This window comes from Paraburkholderia piptadeniae (assembly GCF_900007165.1).
Classification (GTDB): Bacteria; Pseudomonadota; Gammaproteobacteria; order Burkholderiales; family Burkholderiaceae; genus Paraburkholderia; species Paraburkholderia piptadeniae.
This window is the reverse complement of the sequence record NZ_CYGY02000035.1, coordinates 107,318-127,332: the sequence shown is the minus strand read 5'-3', so window position 1 is coordinate 127,332 and position 20,015 is coordinate 107,318. Positions and strand designations below refer to the sequence as shown.

The window sequence follows — 20,015 nt, the reverse complement described above, 5'->3', positions numbered from 1 at the left end:
AGCGCTTGCGTCGCGCTCGCCTTTCACGCAACACGCGCAGTCACGCCGTCACATCCTTGTCCAAAACCTCGAACCATCAAAGCATCGAAGAAGTGAGCCGAACGATGACCGTTGCCGCCCTGGCGCTCGAAAACATCACCTGCACGTTTGCGTCGCGCGAGAATCGCGGCCAGCGATACACCGCCGTCAAGGACACGACCTTGCGCATCGCGCCGGGCGAATTCGTATCGGTCGTCGGGCCGACGGGTTGCGGCAAGTCGACGTTGCTGAACGTCGGCGCGGGGCTGCTGGAACCGTCGTCGGGCGCGGTGACGGTGTTCGGCGAGAAGCTCTCGGGCATCAACCGGCGCGCGGGCTACATGTTCCAGGCGGACGCGTTGATGCCGTGGCGTTCGGCGCTCGATAACGTGACGGCAGGCCTGTCGTTCCATGACGTGCCGCGCGCCGAAGCCCGCTCGCGTGCTGAGGATTGGCTCAAGCGCGTCGGTCTCGGCGGCTTCGGGGACCGTTATCCGCATCAGCTGTCGGGCGGCATGCGAAAGCGGGTTGCGATGGCGCAGACACTGATTCTCGATCCCGACATCATCCTGATGGACGAGCCGTTTTCCGCGCTCGATATCCAGACGCGCCAGCTGATGGAAAACGAGCTGCTCGATCTGTGGGCCGCGAAACGCAAGGCCGTGCTGTTCATCACGCACGATCTCGACGAAGCGATCGCAATGTCGGATCGCGTCGTCGTGCTGTCGGCGGGGCCGGGCACGCGGCCCATCGGCGAGTTCACGATCGATCTGCCGCGTCCGCGCGACGTCGCCGAGGTGCGCTCGGATCCGCGCTTCGTCGAACTGCATGCGCAGATCTGGAGCGTGCTGCGCGATGAGGTGCTGAAGGGTTATCAGCAGCAACTGACGGCTGTGCAGGAGAGCAACTGAGATGTGGAAAGTCTTGCGTCCGAACCGCGCGAATCTCGTGATCTGGCAGTGGCTGCTGCTCGTGCTGAGCTTTGTGCTCTGGTACGTGCTGACGAGCCCGACGCTGTTGCCCGCGTTCTATTTCGACGATCCGAACAAAGCCGCGTTCTTCTTCGGCGAGCCGCAAAAAGTGCTCGTGCGGATCTGGGAGTGGTTCGCGTCCGGCGAAATCTATCTGCATCTGTGGATCACGCTGATCGAGACGGTGCTCGCGTTCGCGCTCGGCACGATGCTGGGACTCGGCGTCGGCCTGTGGCTCGCGCTGTCGCCGCTCGCGAGCGCGCTGTTCGATCCGTACATCAAGGCAGCAAACTCGATGCCGCGCGTGATTCTCGCGCCGATCTTCGGCGTGTGGTTCGGCTTGGGCATCTGGTCGAAGGTTGCGCTCGGCGTGACGCTGGTGTTCTTCATCGTGTTCTTCAACGTCTATCAGGGCGTGAAGGAAGTGAGCCCCGTCGTGCTCGCGAACGCGCGCATGCTCGGCGCGAACCGCAAGCAGCAGCTGCGGGCCGTCTATCTGCCGAGCGCGATGAGCTGGGTGTTTTCGAGCCTGCATACGTCGGTGGGGCTCGCGTTCGTCGGCTCGGTAGTCGGCGAGTACCTGGGCTCGGCGCGCGGCGTCGGCTATCTGATCCTGCAGGCGGAAGGCACCTTCGATATCAACACCGTGTTTGCCGGCATTCTTGTGCTGACGGCCTTCGCGCTGATACTCGATGCGATCGTCGGCATGCTGGAGCGGCGCCTGATGAAATGGCAGCCGAAGTCCGGCGAGACAGAAAAGATCTGATCGCCGGTGCATCGAAAGAAGAACGGCGCGTGACCTGGAAGGGGCACGCGCCGTTTGTCGTTTATCGTTGAGCGGCCCGCTCGCGCTTACGGCGTGATCACGATCTTGCCGAGCACGCGCCGCTGCGCCATGTCGTTGAGCGCGCGCGGCGTGTCTTCGAGCGGATAGCGCGCCGACACCAGCGGCTTGAGCTTTCCCTCGCGAATCCAGCCGAGCATTTCCTGGAATGCCGCCGCGTTGCGCTGCGGTTCGCGGCGCGCGAAATCGCCCCAGAACACGCCGACGATGCTCGCGCCTTTCAGCAACGCGAGATTGAGCGGCAGCTTCGGAATTTCGCCGTTCGCGAAGCCGACGACGAGATAGCGCCCACGCCAGCCGATGCTGCGAAATGCGGGCTCCGCATAACTGCCGCCGACAGGGTCATAGATCACGTCGGGACCTTTGCCGTCCGTCAGCGCCTTGATGCGTTCGCGCAGGTCTTCCGTCGCGTAGTTGATGGTTGCATCGGCGCCATGCGCGACGCACGTCGCGAGCTTCTCGTCGCTCGACGCCGCGGCGATCACGCGCGCGCCGAGCGCCTTGCCGATTTCGACGGCCGCGAGCCCGACGCCGCCCGCCGCGCCCAGCACGAGCATCGTCTCGCCCGCTTTCAACGCCGCGCGATCGACCACGGCATGATGCGACGTGCCGTAGGCAAGTGTGAAGATCGCGGCCGTCTCCATGTCGGCGTCATCGGGCAGCGGCACGCATGCGCGGGCATCGGCGAGCGCCTGCTCGGCGAAGCCGCCTTGCTGCGTATAAGCGACCACGCGCATGCCCGGCTTGAACTGCGTGACGCCTTCGCCGACGGCGCGCACGATGCCCGCGACTTCCGCGCCGGGCGTGAAGGGCAGGGGTGGCTTGAACTGATACCTGTTCTGGATGATCAGCACGTCAGGAAAATTGACGCTCGCGGCTTTCACGTCGATCACGATCTGGCCGGCTTGCGGCTGAAGATCGGGTAGTTCCTCGATGCTGAGTGTCTCGGGCGGACCATACTGGTTACAGCGGATTGCGCGCATCGTGTCTCCAATCGATAAGTGTCATTGCAAGCTTGACGGGTTCATAAGCGTGCTTTTGGTCTGGTCAGCCTGTTTGCGGCGATCTTCGCGCACTGTTCAGGCAACGTAGCGCGGCAACCAAACGAACCCTCGCAACGAAGCAGTGTAAAGCAAGCGCGAACGACCGTGCGCTTCCAGTGCCGCGCGAAGCCCGTGAAGCCATACGTTCGGACATAGGCATGCGGCGGGCCAGCGTGTCGTTCGCGTGCCTTGTTTCCTCGGTTACAATCGCCGCATGCGAATCCTACTCAGCAATGACGACGGTTATCTGGCGCCCGGCCTTGCCGCGCTTTACGAAGCGCTGAAGCCGCTCGCCGATGTCACCGTGATGGCACCCGAACAGAATTGCAGCGGCGCGTCGAACTCGCTGACGCTCTCGCGGCCGCTGTCGGTGCTGCGCTCGGCCAACGGCTTCTACTACGTGAACGGCACGCCGACGGATTCCGTTCACATCGCGCTGACGGGCATGCTCGACCATACGCCGGACCTCGTCGTGTCGGGCATCAACAACGGCCAGAACATGGGCGAGGACACGCTGTACTCGGGCACGGTCGCCGCAGCGACGGAGGGCATCATGTTCGGCGTGCCCGCAATCGCGTTTTCGCTCGTCGACAAAGACTGGGTGCACCTCGAAGATGCCACGCGCGTCGCCGCCGAAATCGTCGCGCATTATCTCGAACGTCCGCTGCCGGGCCATCCACTGCTGAACGTCAACATCCCGAACCTGCCTTACGAGCAGTTGCGCGACTGGCGCATCACGCGTCTCGGCAAGCGGCATCCGTCGCAGCCGGTGATCAGGCAGACCAATCCGCGCGGCGAGCCGATCTACTGGATCGGTCCGTCAGGCGGTGCGCGCGATGCCAGCGAAGGCACCGACTTCCATGCAGTCGCGAACGGCTTCGTGTCGATCACGCCGCTGCAACTCGATCTGACCGACACGGCCATGCTGCCCGCGGCGAGCGACTGGGTGCGCGCCGGGAGCGGCACTTCATGACTGGCGAGCGCGCAAAGCGCTTCCCGCTTGGACTCGAAGACCTGGTGCGCGAGCCGCGCCGGGCCGACGTACGCGCGGGCGATGCGCGCGGCGCGAAGACGCCCGTCAAGCCGGCGGCATCGAACGCGAACTCGCAAGCGGGCCGCACGCGCAGTGGCGTGAGCGGCACGGCGGGCGTCAAGTCGTCGGCGGGCGCGAAGGGCGCTGCCGGCGTGCTCAATCCGGGCGCGAAGAACGCGAACCCCGGCGCATCCACGCGCGCGCCTTCGATTGCAAAAAACGCGGCGGGAATCGTCAATACAAAGAGCGCGAAGAGCACAACCGGCACAACCGGCGCGACCGCGATCCGCAACGACGGCGCGCGCAACCAGTTGCCGCGTCCCGTGACGACATCGTCGGATCGCACGGGCGCGCCGAACGTTGCGCTCAGCAGCGCGTTGACGCTGACTTCCGAACGCGTGCGCGAGCGGATGGTCGAACGGCTGCGAGCGAACGGCGTGTCGGACTCGCGCGTGCTCAACGCGATGGCGATGGTGCCGCGCCACATGTTCGTGGACCCCGGTCTCGCTACGCAGGCGTATGAAGATGCGGCGCTGCCCATCGGCCATCACCAGACAATCTCGAAGCCATCCGTGGTCGCGCGGATGATCGAGCTGGCCGCGCAGGGCCGCACGCTCGCGAACGTGCTCGAAATCGGCACCGGCTGCGGCTACCAGGCTGCCGTGCTGAGCCAGGTCGCGCGCGACGTGTATTCGATTGAACGCATCAAACCGCTTTACGAGCGCGCGAAGACGAACCTGCGTCCGCTGCGCATCCCGAACATCCGTCTGCATTACGGCGACGGACGCGTCGGTTTGCCGTCGGCGGCGCCGTTCGATGCAATCGTGATCGCGGCGGCGGGACTCGATGTGCCGCAGGCGCTGCTCGAGCAGCTCGCCATCGGTGCGCGGCTCGTGGCGCCCGTCGGATCGCAGGACGGACAGTCGCAGGTGCTCACGCTCGTCGAGCGCACGGGACCCGCGCAATGGCGCGAATCGCGGCTTGATCGCGTTTTCTTTGTCCCCTTAAAATCCGGAGTGATTTGAACCTGATGAGTATGTTTCGCGCGATGCAAAGAACCAGCCAGAATGTCCCGTTGACCATCGTTCAGCGCAGCGTTTGCGTGGCCATGCTTTCCGTGTTGGCGGCATGTGCCACGCGCCTCGATCAGGCGCCCGTCGTCGATCGCTCCGGCACCCTCGGCACCGTCACGCAAGGGGGCGGTGCGCCCGGCGCGCAGCCTGCCGCGCCGCTCGGTCCGCCACCTCCGGGCTACTACCGAGTGAAGCCGGGCGACACGTTGTATAGGATCGCGCTCGAAAACGGTCAAAACTATCGCGACATCGCCACGTGGAACAACCTGACGAACCCGAACCAGATCGAGGTCGACCAGTTGCTGCGCGTTGCGCCGCCGGGCGCGAACGGTGCGCCTGTCGTACCGGGTGTCGCGACGGCGCCGATCGGCGGTGGTGCAGTGCAGAGCGCGCCGCTGAACGGCGCGCCGCAGGCGAACCAGCCGCCGCTCTTCGGTGCGGCGCCGGGCGCGTCGGGCACGCAGGCGACGACGATTCCGCCGCAGGGCGCCAGCGATACGACGGCGTCGAACGGAAACGTGTCGTTCGCATGGCCCGTTCGCGGGCCGCTGCTCAACGGCTTTGACGATTCGAAGAACAAAGGCGTGAACATCGGGGGCTCAGTGGGCGAACCGGTAAAGGCTTCCGCTGATGGCCGGGTGGTTTATGCAGGAAATGGGCTGCGCGGTTACGGCAATCTCATTATCATCAAACATGACGCGACGTATCTCACAGCGTATGCACATAATCGTGCTTTGATGGTAAAAGAGGGTGACGCGGTAACCAAAGGTCAGAAGATCGCCGAAATGGGCAATAGTGATTCGGACCGCGTGATGTTGCATTTCGAAGTTCGCCGCCAGGGCAAGCCTGTCGACCCATTGAAGTATTTGCCGCCGCAATAAGCGAAGCGATACGACCATGCCGAAATCGAAGCGCCGCACACCGCAAGCAGAGACTGAGTCACTCAGCCGTGCCACGCATGTTTCGGTGGACGACGCTGGCGCTTCCGACGTCGAGGACGAATCGGTCGACGATCTCGAAAGCGCCAATGATCTCGACGAACGCGCATCGGGTTCCGAAGAAGAATCCGAGTCGCGGGAAGGCGCAAACGATTCCGCACCCGACGCCGACGATTTCCGTGCGCTCCTGCAGGCCGAGCTCACGGCCGATACGATCCAGCACTACCTGAACCGGATCAGCGTGAAGCCGCTGCTCACCGTCGAGGAAGAGCAGCGCTATTCGCGTCTCGCGAAAGCGGGCGAGTTCGAAGCGCGCCAGGTGATGATCGAGCGCAATCTGCGGCTGGTGGTCAGCATCGCGAAGGGTTATCTGAATCGCGGCGTGCCGCTGCTCGATCTGATCGAAGAGGGCAACCTCGGCCTGATGCACGCGATCGAAAAGTTCGATCCGACGCGCGGCTTCCGCTTCTCGACTTACGCGACGTGGTGGATCCGCCAGAGCATCGAGCGCGCGATCATGAATCAGGCGCGCACGGTGCGGCTGCCCGTGCATGTGATCCGCGAACTGAACCAGGTGCTGCGCGCGAAGCGCCACCTCGAAAAGAATTCGATGAACTCAGGCGAGGCGGCCGACCGCCGCGACGCGAGCATCGACGATATCGCGTACCTGACGGGCAAGACAACGGACGAAGTGACCGACATCCTCGCGCTGAACGAGCACACGGCGTCGCTCGACGCGCCGCTCGATCTCGATCCGGCGAGCAGCCTGCTCGATCTGCTGTCGGACGACCAGAGCCAGTCGCCGGACGCGGAGGTGCAGCATCGCGAACTCGAAACGCTGACGCGGGCATGGCTCGCGCGGCTGTCGGACAAGCATCGGCATGTGATCGAGCGCCGCTTCGGACTCAATCACATCGAACCGGCGACACTCGAAGAACTCGCCGATGAAATGGGCCTTACGCGGGAGCGTGTGCGCCAGATCCAGCAAGAGGCGCTCGTGCGGCTGAAACGCTTCTTTGCCTCCAATGGCGTGCGTAAGGACGCCGTTCTTTAGAAACAATGACTCCAATTCTGGTTTTCGACATCGAGACGATTCCCGATGTCGCCGGCATTCGCCGGCTTGAAAGTCTTCCCGCCACGATGTCCGACGAAGAAGTCGCCGAGCATGCTTTCGCGGCGCGGCGCGAAAAGACGGGCAGCGATTTCCTGCCGCATCACCTGCAGCGCGTTGCGGCGATTTCATGCGTGTTCCGCGACAACAACGGCTTTCGCGTGCGCTCGCTCGGCACGCCTGAAGACGGCGAAGCGGCGCTCGTGCAGTCGTTCTTCCGGACCATCGAGAAATACACGCCGCAGCTCGTGTCGTGGAACGGCGGCGGCTTCGATCTGCCCGTGCTGCACTACCGCGCGCTCGTCAACGGCATTCGCGCGAACCGCTACTGGGATCTCGGCGAAGAAGACCGCGACTTCAAGTGGAACAACTACATCAGCCGCTATCACTCGCGTCACACCGACCTGATGGACCTGCTCGCGATGTATCAGGCGCGCGCGAACGCGCCGCTCGATGCGCTCGCGAAGCTGTGCGGCTTTCCCGGCAAGCTGGGGATGGACGGCGGCCAGGTGTGGCACGCGTTCCTGGCGGGCCGTATCGATGAGATTCGCAACTACTGCGAGACGGACGTCGTCAACACGTATCTGCTGTACTGCCGTTTCCAGCTGATGCGCGGCGGCTTCTCGCCCGAAGAGTACGCGGACGAAATCGCGTTCGTGAAGAACTCGCTCGCGCAGGAGTCGGCGCCGCATTGGGCCGAATACCTGGCTGCGTTCGAGAACTGATCGCTGCGCGGAGTCTCGTGCACGCGCCGCCGATGATGCGTGCGCGCCGCGTGCACGCCGGCTCGGTCAATCCATCTCCAGCACGATCGGCTGATGATCGGATGCGCGCGTCGCACCGTCGATCTCGCAGCTTCGTAGCCGCGTGCGCAGGTCTTCCGTGACGAACAGGAAGTCGCACGTGAGCGGCCCGTCCGACCACTGCGCCTTGTCGTAGACGCCTGCCGTCATCGGCGGCGTCTGGTTGGGGTGCAGCGCCGTCCATGCGTCGACGAAGGATGGGCTGCCGTCGAGCGGCTCCAGCATGCGCCGGTATGCTTCGCTGTCGTACGCGCTGTTGAAATCGCCGCAGACGATCGCGCTGACAGGCCGCCCCGTATCGGTGAAAGGCCCGATCGCGTTTTCAGCGGGCGCGGGGTGCCTGGCATGCGCGGCCGCCTCCTGCTGCATCGCGCGCAGATGGTTCACCTGCGCGAGCCGTTGCTTGAGCGAATAGAACTCCAGATGCGTGACGATCACGCGCAGCGGGCCGCTGGGGGCGCGCAGCACGGCTTCGAGCGCGACACGCTGCATCGACGGCGCTTCCGGGTCGGCGGGCCACGGCAGCGAATGGCGGATCACGCGCTCGATGGGCAGACGCGTCGCGAGCACGTTGCCGAACTGCCGGCGCGGCGCGGCGGGCGCATCGAGCTTGAGCGGCGCCAGATCCGCGCCGATCGCGCCCAATACCGTGTAGCCGGGCAGCAGATCGGCCAGCTCGGCGAACTGGTCGTCGCCCGGATGGCCCGCAAGCACCGAAAAGCCGCGCGTGATTTCCTGCAGGCACAGCACGTCGAAATCGGCGAGCCGCCGTGCTTCGTCGATCGTGCGCGACAGGTTCACGTCCCCGTGCGCACTGCGTCCCCACTGGACGTTCCAGCTGATCAGTCGCATCGTCAAATCTCCGTCGGTGTTTGTCGTTCGTCTACAATCTCATGTTTGGTCCCGCCGATTTTTCATTTCGGGTCCCACTTTTACACAGTCTGTCAGGAAGTCGCAGGTGTCTGAAACTGTTACCCCCATTGGTAAGACGCGCTCGCCCCGCAAGAGCAAGCAGGCGCGCGACGAGGCTGCCGCCGGCCCGTTCAAGGCCCCCGAACTCGATATCGACTCGCTCGACATGGAAGCGCGCGGCGTCGGCCGCACCGTCACGGAAGACGGCTCGCCCGGCAAGGTCATCTTCGTCGAGGGCGCGCTGCCCGGCGAACGCGTCACCTATTCGAGCTACCGGAAGAAGCCGAGTTTCGAACAGGCGCAGGTCGTCGATATTCTTAAAGAGAGCGTGATCCGTACCCGCCCACAGTGCAAGTTTTTTGGCACGTGCGGCGGTTGTTCGATGCAGCATCTCGACGTGCGCGCGCAGATCGCCGTCAAGCAGCGCGTGCTCGAAGACAATCTGATGCATCTGGCTAAGCTGCGCGCCGAAACCGTCTTCCGGCCGATCCACGGCCCGTCGTGGGGCTACCGCTATCGCGCCCGGCTGACGGTGCGCAACGTCGTGAAGAAGGGTGGCGTGCTGGTGGGCTTCCACGAGAAGAAGAGCAGCTACGTCGCCGACATGACGAGCTGCGAAGTGCTGCCGCCGCATGTGTCGGACATGCTGGTGCCGCTGCGCCACCTGGTCGAAGGGCTGTCGATTCGCGAGCGTATGCCACAAATCGAACTGGCCGTCGGCTCGTCGGTGACGGCGCTCGTGCTGCGCATCCTGGAACCGATCAACGCCGCCGACGAACAGCTGCTGCGCGATTTCGCCGACCAGCACAACGTCCAGTTCTGGCTGCAGCCGAAGGGGCCGGATACCGTCTATCCGTTCTATCCGCTCGACCGGCAGCTCGACTACACGCTGCCCGAGTTCGGCATCCGCATGCCGTTCCGCCCCACCGATTTCACGCAGGTCAATCACCAGATCAACCGCGTGCTGATCGGCCGCGCGCTGCGCCTGCTCGCGCCCGCAAAGACCGACCGCGTGCTCGACCTGTTCTGCGGCATCGGCAACTTCACGCTGCCGCTGGCGCGGGTTTCGCGAGAAGTGGTGGGCATCGAAGGCAGCGACGTGCTGACCACGCGCGCGCTCGAAAACGCGAAGGAAAACGGCGTCGACGGCCATACGTCGTTTGCGTGCCGCAACCTGTTCGAAGTCAGCGCCGATGACATCCGCGCGCTCGGCCACTTCGACAAATACCTGATCGATCCGCCGCGCGAAGGGGCGCTTGCCGTATCGAAGGCGCTCGCGGATATCGCGCAAAGCGGCGAAGGGTCGCTGCCGAAGCGCATCGTCTACGTGTCGTGCAACCCGGCGACGCTCGCCCGCGACGCCGGCCTGCTCGTGCATGAAGCCGGCTATCGGCTGAAGGGCGCGGGCGTCGTGAACATGTTCCCGCACACGTCGCATGTCGAGTCGATTGCGCTGTTCGAGCGTGACTGACCGGGCTTGACCGACGCGAACGGAGCGCGCCCGTCATGAAGCGCGTCCGCGTATTGCGGGCGCCAAAATGGGCAGAGCGGGCACCAATGCGGGCCTCCACAAACAAAAACGCCACGGTATCGAACCGTGGCGTTTTTCATATCAGCTGACGATCAGCGGGTCAGAACTGCCACCACGACTTTTCCTTGCCGGGACGCGCATGGCCGGTGATATACGGGCTGTCCGGGAACGTGCCTGCCAGCACGCGCTTCGTATCGTCGGCGAGCTGGGGCTGGTCCAGCTTCTGATACGACAGCATCATGATGTGCAGCGCGTCTTCGATCGCGGGCGCGTTCTTGTATTCCCTGATCGCGAGCTGCGCGCGGTTGATCGCGGCCACGTAGGCGCCGCGGCGATAGTAGTAGTCGGCCGCGTGCACTTCGTGCGAAGCCAGCGCGTTCACGATGTAGCGCATGCGCTGAGCCGCATCGGGCGCGTACTTGCTTTGCGGATACTTGTCGACGACCACCTTGAACGCGTCATACGACTCGCGCAGCGACTTCGGATCGCGCTCGCTCATGTCCTGGCCCGAGAAGCGGCCGAACAGACCCAGGTCGTCGTTGAAGTGGATCATGCCCTTCAGGTAATACGCGTACGCGATGTCCGGATGGTCCGGGTGCAGCTGGATGAAGCGGTTGACGGCCTGGTCGGCGGCATCCGTTTCGCTGTCCTTCCAGTTGCAGTACGCGACGTTGATCTGCGCCTGCTGCGCGAAGTGACCGAACGGGTCGCGGCCTTCGAGCGCTTCGAAGTATTTCGCGCACTTGCCGAAGTCGCCGCCGCTCAGGGCGTCTTGCGCCTCCGTATATAATTTATTGTTGGTCCACGTCGCCGTTTCGTCCGTCTTCTGAGGCAGGCCATGACAGGCCGCCACCAGCGTCACGGCTGCCGCGCAAGCGACATAGATGGCCACCTTCCTGGCCATCTGTTGGGCCACCGTCTTTCGAACAGTTTGAGTAATGATGTTCAAGGCTCGCATTTTCCAGTCTAGCTTTACGTCCAGGTGACCCAGTCTCGATGACCCGTTCCAATACTCCGCGCCCCGTTCAGGGCGCGCGGAAGAGCAGCAAGGATTATAGCCCAAGCGCCAACCCCGCCGACGCATTGCCGGACGATGGCGCGAGCGATGCGCTCGACGACGATTTCGGCGGCGACGCACCCGCTTCCGAAGCCTCGAACGCCGATGCCGAAAGCGCCGTGCCGCATGCCGACGAAGCGCCGCGCGTCGTCACGGTGCCGCCCGAGCTTGCGGGCGACCGGTTCGACAAGGTGCTCGCTAAGGTCTTTCCCGAGTTTTCGCGCAGCCGTCTGCAAAGCTGGATCGAGGCGCAGCGCGTGCGCGTCGACGGACAGCCCGCGAAGATCCGTCAGCCGGTGCCGCTCGGCGCGACGATCGAGCTCGTGCCCGATCTGCTGCCCGAGCAGCTCGCGTTCACGCCGGAACCCGTGCCGCTCGATATCGTCTATGAAGACGAGACGCTCGTCGTGATCAACAAGCCAGCCGGGCTCGTCGTGCATCCCGCCGCCGGCAACTGGAGCGGCACCGTGCTGAACGGCCTGCTGCACCGCTATGGCGACGCCGCCGCGGGCTTGCCGCGCGCGGGCATCGTGCATCGGCTGGACAAGGAAACGTCGGGGCTGATGGTGGTCGCGCGCACGCTCGAAGCGCAAACGGATCTCGTGCGCCAGTTGCAGGCGCGCACGGTGAAGCGCCGCTATCTCGCGCTGGTGTGGGGCAACATGCCGGAAGAAGGCACGATCGACGCGCCCATTGGCCGCGATCCGCGCGAGCGCACGCGCATGGCCGTCGTGACGGGCGCGTCGGGCAAGCCCGCGCGCACGCACTTCAGGCGCATCGATTCGACACTGTGGGAGCGTCAGCCCGTGTCGGCGATCCATTGCGATCTGGAGACGGGGCGCACACATCAGATCCGCGTGCATTGCGCGCATGTCGGCCACCCGCTGCTCGGCGACCCGGTGTATGGCCGCGCGCGCGGCAAGCGCTCGGTGACGCCGCTGCCGGGCGGCTTCGGGCGTCAGGCGCTGCATGCATGGCGGCTCGCGCTGGTTCATCCGCGGACGGGCCGCACGATGCAATGGCGCGCCGACGTGCCCGACGATATCGCTGCCCTGTCCGAAGCGCTGGGGCTGGGCCGCGAGCACGACGACGAGTACGCCGAAGATTACGAAGAATACGAAGCGTTCTACGACGACGAAACCGACGCATCGCCCGATGCGGAGGACTACGTCGACGAAGACGAAGCAGATGGATCACACGGATCACACGACGAGGACGATCGCGCATGACGCTGCCTGACCTGACGATGAACGATGTGCTGCGGCCCGAGTGGCGCGTATCGCCGCGCGTGCATGCGTTCGTCACGACGCGCAACGGCGGGGTGAGTCTGCCGCCGTTCGGCACGTGGCGCGATGGCGTCGACGGGCCGGGCGGGCTGAATCTCGGCAAGAAGTCGGGCGACGATCTCGCGCTTGTCGAAGAGAACCGCGCGCGCGTGCTGCGGCTCACGGGACTCGACGAAGCGGCGTGGCTGTCGCAGGTCCACGGCGCGACCGTCGTGAGCGCCGACGATGCGCTCGCCGCCGCAAAGCGCGGCGAGCTGCCCGTTCAGGCCGACGCGAGCGTGACCGACCGCGCGGGCACGCTGTGCGTCGTGATGATCGCGGACTGCATGCCCGTCCTGCTGTGCGATCCGCAAGGCCGCGCGGTCGGCGCCGCGCATGCTGGCTGGCGAGGGCTCGCGGCAGCTGTCGTCGAAAATACCGCGCAGCGTGTCGCCTCGCTCGCGGGCACTGACATGTCAGCGCTGCACGCTTACCTCGGTCCGTGCATCGGACGGGATGCTTTCGAGGTCGGACCAGACGTGCGTGACGCCTTCATGAAAGGTGTCGGCGGCGCACAACGCGATGAGGTCGCAAGCGCGTTCGACGATCACCCTGTGAACGCGGGTAAATACCTCGCGGATCTGCCCAGTCTCGCACGTCTGCGGCTTGCGCAACTCGGCGTGACGCAGGTGACGGGTGGCGACCATTGCACGGTCACTCAACGCGAGCGCTTTTACTCATATCGACGTGATCGCGAGACGGGCCGAATGGCCGCGATGATCTGGCTCGCTGACGATATTGGGGCGCTCTAAGTCCCGCTGCGCAAAGGTCTTTTTGCTGCGCCCGACACGTCGCGAAGGCGCTTCGCGAGCATTCTTATGCTGCACTGCGCGAACGTAAGAAGACCTATGCGGTTGCGCAGCGCGTAAGCGTTCCGTGCCCGTGTGGATCAGGACGAGAGCCCGTCATTGCGGGCTCTTATTGCATTGCACAGCACGACCGTGCGGCCGATCGCGAAACGCATTGCTGCACATCGGGAAAACGATAATGAAAAAAATCCCGCACTGCGGCAAAATCGGGAGCAAGCATTGACATGCCTTGCGATGGGGCGCAAGAATGTTCTTCACAGGGCAAGGGCGCCACGTGGTCGCGATCCGATCGCGGTCTCCGCGCCAGTACCTGCCTCTCAACCCGTCCGCGAGGACTCTTCGGTCAAAAGCAGGCATGGTTGCATCTCAAACTTCCTCGAATTCTTCTCGCAAGGACACCTCGTCAGACCGCGCTCAGCAAGAAGCGAATGCGGCAGGGGTTCAGCAATGGTTCGACGCATGGATGAACGCATGGCGTTCGCTAGGCGCACCGGCCGCAGCAAATGGCAATCCGTTCAGCGTTCCTCCCATGCCGGACTTCGCGAAAGCGGCGACGGCGCAGGCCGGTTCGCTGCCGTTTTCCAATCCCTTCGTCGAGCAGATCGCCAAACAGTTTGCTCAGGCGCAGGGTCAACCGGACGGTCAGGCCGCGGGCCAGCCGTTCAACGCATTCTTCGGACAGGCGTTCAATCCGCAACTTGCTCAACAGTTCGCGCCGCAGTTTGCGCAACAGTTCACGCAGCAGCTCGCGGGGCTGAAGGTGCCGAGCGCCTCGATTCCACCGGCGCGCCTTCAGCAGTTGCAGTCCGACTATTCGCGTGACGCGATGCAGTTGCTGCAGCAGGCGACCCAGGCGGCGTCGACGGGCATCGAACTCAAGGACCGGCGCTTCAGCTCCGAAGCCTGGAAGACGACGCCCGTCTACACGTACACGGCCGCGTGGTACTTGCTGAACGCGCGCTATCTGCAGGAACTCGTCGACGCGATCGAAACCGACCAGAAGACGCGCGAGCGCATCCGCTTCGCGGTGCAGCAATGGACGGCCGCCGCATCGCCGAGCAACTTCTTCGCGCTCAATCCCGAAGCGCAGAAGACGCTGCTCGAAAGCAACGGCGAGAGCCTGCGCCAGGGCGTGATGAACCTGCTTGGCGACATGCAGCGCGGCAAGATCTCGCAAACGGACGAAACGCGTTTCGGCGTCGGCAAGAATCTCGCGATGACGGAAGGCTCCGTCGTGTTCGAAAACGAACTGATGCAGCTGATCCAGTACAAGCCGCGCACGGCAACGGTCCACGAGCGGCCGCTGTTGATCGTGCCGCCGTGCATCAACAAGTACTACATTCTCGATCTGCAGCCCGACAACTCGCTCGTCGCGCATGCGCTCGAATCGGGGCATCAGGTCTTTCTGATTTCGTGGCGCAACGCGGACCAGTCGATCGCGCAGAAGACGTGGGACGACTACGTGTCCGAAGGCGTTCTGACGGCTCTCGATACCGCACGCCAGATCAGCGGCCGCGAGCAGATCAATACGCTCGGCTTCTGCATCGGCGGCACACTGCTGGCAGCGGCGCTGGCGGTCGCGGCGGCGCGCGGCGAACATCCCGCCGCGTCGATGACGCTGCTCACGTCGTTGCTCGACTTCAGCGATACGGGCGTGCTCGACATCTTCGTCGACGAAGCCCACGTGCAGATGCGCGAGCAGACGATCGGCGGCAAGAACGGCATGCCCCCAGGCCTGATGCGCGGCATCGAGCTCGCGAACACGTTCTCGTTCCTGCGTCCGAACGACCTCGTGTGGAACTACGTCGTCGACAATTATCTGAAGGGCCGCACGCCGATGCCGTTCGACCTGCTGTACTGGAACAGCGATTCGACGAGCCTGCCGGGTCCGATGTATGTCTGGTATCTGCGCAACACGTATCTCGAGAACAGGCTGCGCGTGCCCGGCGCGTTGACGACATGCGGCGAAAAGGTGGACCTGTCGCGCATCGACGTGCCGACCTTCATCTACGGTTCGCGCGAAGACCACATCGTGCCGTGGCAATCGGCGTATGCGTCGGTGCCGCTGCTGACGGGGCCGCGCAAGTTCGTGCTCGGCGCATCGGGCCACATCGCAGGCGTGATCAATCCGCCGTCGAAGAAGAAGCGCAGCTACTGGGCGGTGGCGGGCGACGAGAAGACGCTGCCCGCGAACCCGGACGACTGGTTCGAAGGCGCGACGGAAACGCCGGGCAGCTGGTGGCCCGAATGGACGAACTGGCTCGACCAGTACGGCGGCAAGAAGGTGAAGGCGCCCACGGAGCCGGGCTCCGCCGAATTCCCGGTGATCGAGCCTGCGCCCGGACGCTACGTGCAGGTGCGCGAGTAATCGTTCGGGCGTCGAAGCAACTCACGAGCGGTCGCCGTCGAAGTCGATGAGCGATCGCCGAAAACGGATAACGAGTGACGACGGAGTGAGACAGACGCTGTATCGCAGTAACGCTGACTGACCGGATTAACAACTTGACGGGCTACTGTGGAGCAACTCGCCGCAGCCCCGGAGGAAATCGAAATGACTGACGTAGTGATCGTATCGGCGGCCCGCACGGCTGTCGGCAAATTCGGTGGGTCGCTGGCGAAGATTGCGGCGCCGGAACTGGGCGCCACGGTGATCCGCGCCGTGCTGGAGCGCGCGGGCGTGAAGCCCGAGCAGGTGAGCGAAGTCATCATGGGTCAGGTTTTGACGGCGGGTTCGGGTCAGAACCCGGCGCGCCAGTCGCTGATCAAGGCCGGCCTGCCGATGGCGGTGCCCGGCATGACCATCAACAAGGTGTGCGGCTCGGGCCTGAAGGCCGTGATGCTGGCGGCCAACGCGATCATCGCGGGCGACGCGGACATCGTCGTCGCGGGCGGCCAGGAAAACATGAGCGCCGCGCCGCACGTGCTGCCGGGCTCGCGCGACGGCTTCCGCATGGGCGATGCGAAGCTGATCGACAGCATGATCGTCGACGGCCTGTGGGACGTGTACAACCAGTACCACATGGGTGTGACGGCTGAAAACGTCGCGAAGGAATACGGCATCACGCGCGAAGACCAGGACAAGTTCGCGGCACTTTCGCAAAATAAGGCGGAAGCCGCACAGAAGTCCGGCCGCTTCGATGATGAAATCGTGCCGATCCAGATTCCGCAGAGGAAGGGCGACCCGCTGTCGTTCACGACCGACGAATTTGTGCGCCACGGTGTCACGGCCGAATCGCTTGCGGGCCTGAAGCCGGCGTTCTCGAAGGAAGGCACGGTGACGGCCGCGAACGCGTCGGGCCTCAACGACGGCGCAGCCGCTGTCGTCGTGATGTCGGCGAAGAAGGCCGAGGCGCTGGGTCTCACGCCGATCGCGCGCATCAAGGCATACGCGAACGCGGCTGTCGATCCGAAGGTGATGGGCATGGGTCCCGTGCCGGCGTCGCGCCGCTGTCTGGAGCGCGCGGGCTGGAGCGTGAACGATCTCGACCTGATGGAAATCAACGAGGCGTTCGCCGCGCAGGCGCTGGCCGTGCACAAGCAGATGGGCTGGGACACGTCGAAGATCAACGTGAACGGCGGTGCGATCGCGATCGGCCATCCGATCGGCGCGTCGGGCTGCCGTATTCTCGTCACGCTGCTGCACGAAATGCAGAAGCGCGATGCGAAGAGGGGTCTGGCCTCGCTGTGTATCGGCGGCGGCATGGGCGTGGCGCTGGCAGTCGAGCGTCCGTAAGCAGGACCGTTTCACAAGGAGGCCGCCACGCAGGCCGGTGTTCGCCGAGGCGGCCGGTGCGTGGCGCGGTCCGATGGCCGTGCGGGCGGCGTAATCCGCCGCACGGCCGTGGATATCGCGAAGGGCGAAGCACGAGGCGGCTGGCGTCTCGTAAAACGATAATGGAGTGTGTTTTATGTCACAACGAATTGCGTACGTAACGGGCGGCATGGGTGGCATCGGCACGAGCATTTGCCAGCGTCTGCACAAGGATGGCTTCAGGGTGATCGCGGGCTGCGGCCCGAACTCGCCGCGCCGCGTGAAGTGGCTCGAAGATCAGAAAGCTCTGGGCTTCGACTTCGTTGCTTCGGAAGGCAACGTCGGTGACTGGGAATCCACCAAGGCCGCGTTCGACAAGGTGAAAGCTGAAATCGGTGAAGTCGACGTGCTGGTCAACAATGCGGGTATCACGCGCGACGTCGTGTTCCGCAAGATGACGCACGAAGACTGGACGGCCGTGATCGACACGAACCTGACCAGCCTCTTCAATGTGACGAAGCAGGTGATCGACGGCATGGTCGAGCGCGGCTTTGGCCGTGTGATCAACATCTCGTCGGTGAACGGCCAGAAGGGGCAGTTCGGGCAGACGAACTACTCGACCGCGAAGGCGGGCATTCACGGCTTCACGATGGCCCTCGCGCAAGAAGTGGCCACCAAGGGCGTGACGGTCAACACCGTTTCGCCGGGCTACATCGGCACGGACATGGTGAAATCGATCCGCCCCGATGTGCTGGAAAAGATCGTCGCGACGATTCCGGTGCGCCGTCTCGGCACGCCGGATGAAATCGGGTCGATCGTTGCATGGCTGGCGTCGGAGGAATCGGGCTTCTCGACGGGGGCCGATTTCTCGCTGAACGGCGGCCTGCATATGGGCTGATCCGTGGGCGTTCCGCTTTGTCGCAGCAAGGACGAAGCAGGGCGTTGCATGGTTCAGATGTTTCTGGCGGCGTCTTGTACGCGCAGTGTCATGCTGCGCGTGTGACAGGACGCCGTTTCTGCGCTTCATTCGCGCTCAAAGGCTTTACATGACCACTACTACAAAGAAAACAGCCGAACGACTCATTAAGAAATATCCGAACCGTCGACTGTACGATACAGAGACCAGCACTTACATCACGTTGACTGATGTGAAGCAGCTCGTGCTGGATCAGGAGGATTTCAAGGTCATCGATGCCAAGAGCAACGAAGACCTGACGCGCAGCATTCTGCTGCAGATCATTCTCGAAGAGGAGAGCGGCGGTCTGCCGATGTTCTCTTCGCTGATGCTGTCGCAGATCATCCGTTTTTACGGGCATGCGATGCAGGGCATGATGGGAACGTACCTGGAAAAGAACATCCAGGCGTTCATCGATATTCAGAACAAGCTCGCGGATCAGTCGAAGGGCCTGTACGAAGGCAAGACGATGAATCCGGAGGTCTGGTCGCAGTTCATGAACATGCAGGCCCCGATGATGCAGGGGATGATGACGAGCTATATCGAGCAGTCGAAGAACATGTTCGTGCAGATGCAGGAGCAGATGCAGAACCAGGCGAAGACGATGTTCAGCTCGTTCCCGTTCACGCAGCCTGCGCCACAAGGGAATCCGGAGCCGGAGAAGAAGTAGCCGGCGCAAGCGGTTCTTCGAGCGGGAAAGTTCTTCCTGAGTTTTTCCGGCCAAGACGCCTCGATGAGTCCGCCCGGCGGCGCGCCGGGCGGTGTGGCGTCGGGTGCGCGTTTATTCTTCGTCTGCTTTCAACAGGTGGAAGGACTTGCCGTCGAAGTGGTAGTAGTACGTGCCGCGTCCCTTTTCATTTCGGCTGCCGCGGACGATTAGCAGGCAACTGTCCTTCCGGAATGAAAGAGGCTCGGTTACTTCGAGTGGCCAATCCGACAGCGTGAACGGGACCATCGTGACAGCGCCCGTTCTCGCGTCTATCGCCGCTGCCATGACGCAGCCCGCGCCGCATCCCCAACTGGCCATGACGAAATGACCGGCGAAATCGACGGGATGTTTCTGTGCTTCCCTCAACTGTGTCGCATATCGACGGGTCTCGGCTATCGTCAGTCTCAGGCGGGCTTGCTTTTGCACCGTTTCAGGTGTGGCCGCACAATTTTCGAATTTCGGCAAATCGTCCGACGCGATACACCGAATCGACACGGCGCATAAGATCGAAAGAAAACACAATGATCGGCGCATGACGTTCAGTACCATTGATGTTTCGTCCAGAAATCTTTCGCTGATTTTGCTGAATGATAACGGCCGTAAATGTAACGGATGCCGCCCTGGCATTCTTCAACGGCATTGCCGAAGGACTGGTCGCCATGAGGGTTTAAACCGTATTGAGCGCGGAGCAACTGATAGAGGCCCCGTGCTGTTGATGCGCCGTTGCGCGTGTCGACAATTCCGACAGATTCTTGCGCCATGATCCAAAGGAGATCGTTGAAATCGGCGGATGAAACGCCTTCGAGTTCAATCGCCGTTCTGAGCGCCGACTGAACGTAAGGCGGTACGACACTCGTCGACTTTTCTTGCCAGGATCGCTTTGAATGTTTGATTGGCCTGTGATTGTGGATATGCCGTGCGTTCATTTTTATCCTTGTCTGCTGAGATGCCACGATTCAGCCTGTCGTGTCGAAAACCTGTTCCGGAAAGAATGCAGATAAGAAAATAATGAATGCGCGTTCGTAAATGAATCAGGGCGGTGTAATCATTTGTCAATTTTCCATGATCGATAACAGAGGGGTGCATCTTGTTGACGGGGGCCCTGTGCAGGGACGCAGGTGTCTTGACGAAA

19 protein-coding genes are annotated in these 20,015 nt (G+C 63.4%); 14 read left to right on the top strand and 5 right to left on the bottom strand.

All coding sequences use genetic code 11. The features are described from left to right. Positions 1-104 precede the first annotated feature (104 nt). On the top strand, positions 105-929 hold the full coding sequence (locus tag BN2476_RS19510) for an ABC transporter ATP-binding protein (protein WP_087735964.1): 825 nt from the start codon (positions 105-107) through the stop codon (positions 927-929). Position 930: 1 nt separating this feature from the next. Further along, positions 931-1,755: an ABC transporter permease gene (locus tag BN2476_RS19505; RefSeq protein WP_087735799.1), complete on the top strand. Its 825-nt coding sequence runs from the start codon at positions 931-933 to the stop codon at positions 1,753-1,755. Positions 1,756-1,841: 86 nt separating this feature from the next. Here the strand turns inward: BN2476_RS19505 and BN2476_RS19500 are convergent, their stop codons facing one another. Further along, positions 1,842-2,816, bottom strand: coding sequence for an NADPH:quinone oxidoreductase family protein (locus tag BN2476_RS19500; RefSeq protein ID WP_087735798.1), 975 nt, complete (start codon positions 2,814-2,816; stop codon positions 1,842-1,844). Between the two features lie 274 nt (positions 2,817-3,090). On the opposite strand from BN2476_RS19500, the gene surE reads away from it, so the two are divergent. From surE to BN2476_RS19475, 5 genes are read left to right on the top strand one after another with little or no spacing between them, the layout of a single operon-like run. Further along, a complete protein-coding gene (gene surE / locus BN2476_RS19495; protein WP_087735797.1) occupies positions 3,091-3,849 on the top strand; it encodes a 5'/3'-nucleotidase SurE in 759 nt (252 codons plus the stop codon). Beyond that, positions 3,846-4,934 (top strand): protein-L-isoaspartate(D-aspartate) O-methyltransferase, encoded by a 1,089-nt coding sequence (locus tag BN2476_RS19490; RefSeq protein WP_087735796.1) that lies wholly within the window; start codon positions 3,846-3,848, stop codon positions 4,932-4,934. The genes surE and BN2476_RS19490 overlap by 4 nt, the downstream gene beginning before the upstream one ends. Positions 4,935-4,939: 5 nt before the next feature. Further along, positions 4,940-5,863, top strand: a complete 924-nt coding sequence (locus BN2476_RS19485) for a peptidoglycan DD-metalloendopeptidase family protein (protein WP_087735963.1) — start codon at positions 4,940-4,942, stop codon at positions 5,861-5,863. A gap of 16 nt (positions 5,864-5,879) precedes the next feature. Next, positions 5,880-6,974, top strand: coding sequence for an RNA polymerase sigma factor RpoS (gene rpoS / locus BN2476_RS19480; protein WP_087735795.1), 1,095 nt, complete (start codon positions 5,880-5,882; stop codon positions 6,972-6,974). A gap of 5 nt (positions 6,975-6,979) precedes the next feature. Further along, on the top strand, positions 6,980-7,756 hold the full coding sequence (locus BN2476_RS19475) for a 3'-5' exonuclease (RefSeq protein ID WP_087735794.1): 777 nt from the start codon (positions 6,980-6,982) through the stop codon (positions 7,754-7,756). Between the two features lie 66 nt (positions 7,757-7,822). On the opposite strand, the gene BN2476_RS19470 is transcribed toward BN2476_RS19475, so the two are convergent. Continuing rightward, on the bottom strand, positions 7,823-8,686 hold the full coding sequence (locus BN2476_RS19470) for an endonuclease/exonuclease/phosphatase family protein (RefSeq protein ID WP_087735793.1): 864 nt from the start codon (positions 8,684-8,686) through the stop codon (positions 7,823-7,825). A gap of 226 nt (positions 8,687-8,912) precedes the next feature. Between BN2476_RS19470 and rlmD the strand changes: the two genes are divergently transcribed. Beyond that, a complete protein-coding gene (rlmD, locus tag BN2476_RS19465; protein WP_235850899.1) occupies positions 8,913-10,217 on the top strand; it encodes a 23S rRNA (uracil(1939)-C(5))-methyltransferase RlmD in 1,305 nt (434 codons plus the stop codon). A 160-nt stretch (positions 10,218-10,377) separates the two neighbouring features. On the opposite strand, the gene BN2476_RS19460 is transcribed toward rlmD, so the two are convergent. After that, the gene (locus BN2476_RS19460; RefSeq protein ID WP_438942891.1) at positions 10,378-11,181 is read right to left on the bottom strand and encodes an outer membrane protein assembly factor BamD; all 804 of its coding nucleotides are present in this window, start codon (positions 11,179-11,181) and stop codon (positions 10,378-10,380) included. A 92-nt stretch (positions 11,182-11,273) separates the two neighbouring features. On the opposite strand from BN2476_RS19460, the gene BN2476_RS19455 reads away from it, so the two are divergent. The 6 genes from BN2476_RS19455 (at position 11,274) to phaR (ending at position 18,844) form a co-directional block, all read left to right on the top strand. After that, positions 11,274-12,563, top strand: a complete 1,290-nt coding sequence (locus BN2476_RS19455; RefSeq protein ID WP_087735790.1) for an RluA family pseudouridine synthase — start codon at positions 11,274-11,276, stop codon at positions 12,561-12,563. Further along, on the top strand, positions 12,560-13,411 hold the full coding sequence (pgeF, locus tag BN2476_RS19450; RefSeq protein WP_087735789.1) for a peptidoglycan editing factor PgeF: 852 nt from the start codon (positions 12,560-12,562) through the stop codon (positions 13,409-13,411). Before BN2476_RS19455 ends, pgeF begins: the two co-directional genes overlap by 4 nt. Positions 13,412-13,823: 412 nt before the next feature. Continuing rightward, positions 13,824-15,836, top strand: coding sequence for a class I poly(R)-hydroxyalkanoic acid synthase (gene phaC, locus BN2476_RS19445; protein ID WP_438942888.1), 2,013 nt, complete (start codon positions 13,824-13,826; stop codon positions 15,834-15,836). Positions 15,837-16,019: 183 nt separating this feature from the next. Further along, a complete protein-coding gene (locus tag BN2476_RS19440) occupies positions 16,020-17,201 on the top strand; it encodes an acetyl-CoA C-acetyltransferase (protein ID WP_087735787.1) in 1,182 nt (393 codons plus the stop codon). Positions 17,202-17,376: 175 nt separating this feature from the next. Then, positions 17,377-18,117: a 3-ketoacyl-ACP reductase gene (locus BN2476_RS19435; protein WP_087735786.1), complete on the top strand. Its 741-nt coding sequence runs from the start codon at positions 17,377-17,379 to the stop codon at positions 18,115-18,117. Between the two features lie 148 nt (positions 18,118-18,265). Continuing rightward, positions 18,266-18,844 (top strand): polyhydroxyalkanoate synthesis repressor PhaR, encoded by a 579-nt coding sequence (gene phaR / locus BN2476_RS19430; RefSeq protein ID WP_012400378.1) that lies wholly within the window; start codon positions 18,266-18,268, stop codon positions 18,842-18,844. 111 nt (positions 18,845-18,955) lie between these two features. On the opposite strand, the gene BN2476_RS19425 is transcribed toward phaR, so the two are convergent. Together BN2476_RS19425 and BN2476_RS19420 are read right to left on the bottom strand one after the other, a co-directional pair. Beyond that, positions 18,956-19,432, bottom strand: a complete 477-nt coding sequence (locus tag BN2476_RS19425) for a hypothetical protein (RefSeq protein ID WP_143810992.1) — start codon at positions 19,430-19,432, stop codon at positions 18,956-18,958. Then, positions 19,423-19,809, bottom strand: a complete 387-nt coding sequence (locus BN2476_RS19420) for an aggregation-promoting factor C-terminal-like domain-containing protein (RefSeq protein ID WP_087735784.1) — start codon at positions 19,807-19,809, stop codon at positions 19,423-19,425. Before BN2476_RS19420 ends, BN2476_RS19425 begins: the two co-directional genes overlap by 10 nt. Between the last annotated feature and the right edge of the window lie 206 nt (positions 19,810-20,015).

Coding starts and splice junctions, on each gene's coding strand:
- BN2476_RS19510 (WP_087735964.1), top strand. CDS start 105: ATGACCGTTGCCGCCCTGGCGCTCGAAAACATCACCTGCACGTTTGCG.
- BN2476_RS19505 (WP_087735799.1), top strand. CDS start 931: ATGTGGAAAGTCTTGCGTCCGAACCGCGCGAATCTCGTGATCTGGCAG.
- BN2476_RS19500 (WP_087735798.1), bottom strand. CDS start 2,816: ATGCGCGCAATCCGCTGTAACCAGTATGGTCCGCCCGAGACACTCAGC.
- surE (WP_087735797.1), top strand. CDS start 3,091: ATGCGAATCCTACTCAGCAATGACGACGGTTATCTGGCGCCCGGCCTT.
- BN2476_RS19490 (WP_087735796.1), top strand. CDS start 3,846: ATGACTGGCGAGCGCGCAAAGCGCTTCCCGCTTGGACTCGAAGACCTG.
- BN2476_RS19485 (WP_087735963.1), top strand. CDS start 4,940: ATGAGTATGTTTCGCGCGATGCAAAGAACCAGCCAGAATGTCCCGTTG.
- rpoS (WP_087735795.1), top strand. CDS start 5,880: ATGCCGAAATCGAAGCGCCGCACACCGCAAGCAGAGACTGAGTCACTC.
- BN2476_RS19475 (WP_087735794.1), top strand. CDS start 6,980: ATGACTCCAATTCTGGTTTTCGACATCGAGACGATTCCCGATGTCGCC.
- BN2476_RS19470 (WP_087735793.1), bottom strand. CDS start 8,686: ATGCGACTGATCAGCTGGAACGTCCAGTGGGGACGCAGTGCGCACGGG.
- rlmD (WP_235850899.1), top strand. CDS start 8,913: ATGGAAGCGCGCGGCGTCGGCCGCACCGTCACGGAAGACGGCTCGCCC.
- BN2476_RS19460 (WP_438942891.1), bottom strand. CDS start 11,181: ATGGCCAGGAAGGTGGCCATCTATGTCGCTTGCGCGGCAGCCGTGACG.
- BN2476_RS19455 (WP_087735790.1), top strand. CDS start 11,274: ATGACCCGTTCCAATACTCCGCGCCCCGTTCAGGGCGCGCGGAAGAGC.
- pgeF (WP_087735789.1), top strand. CDS start 12,560: ATGACGCTGCCTGACCTGACGATGAACGATGTGCTGCGGCCCGAGTGG.
- phaC (WP_438942888.1), top strand. CDS start 13,824: ATGGTTGCATCTCAAACTTCCTCGAATTCTTCTCGCAAGGACACCTCG.
- BN2476_RS19440 (WP_087735787.1), top strand. CDS start 16,020: ATGACTGACGTAGTGATCGTATCGGCGGCCCGCACGGCTGTCGGCAAA.
- BN2476_RS19435 (WP_087735786.1), top strand. CDS start 17,377: ATGTCACAACGAATTGCGTACGTAACGGGCGGCATGGGTGGCATCGGC.
- phaR (WP_012400378.1), top strand. CDS start 18,266: ATGACCACTACTACAAAGAAAACAGCCGAACGACTCATTAAGAAATAT.
- BN2476_RS19425 (WP_143810992.1), bottom strand. CDS start 19,432: ATGGTACTGAACGTCATGCGCCGATCATTGTGTTTTCTTTCGATCTTA.
- BN2476_RS19420 (WP_087735784.1), bottom strand. CDS start 19,809: ATGAACGCACGGCATATCCACAATCACAGGCCAATCAAACATTCAAAG.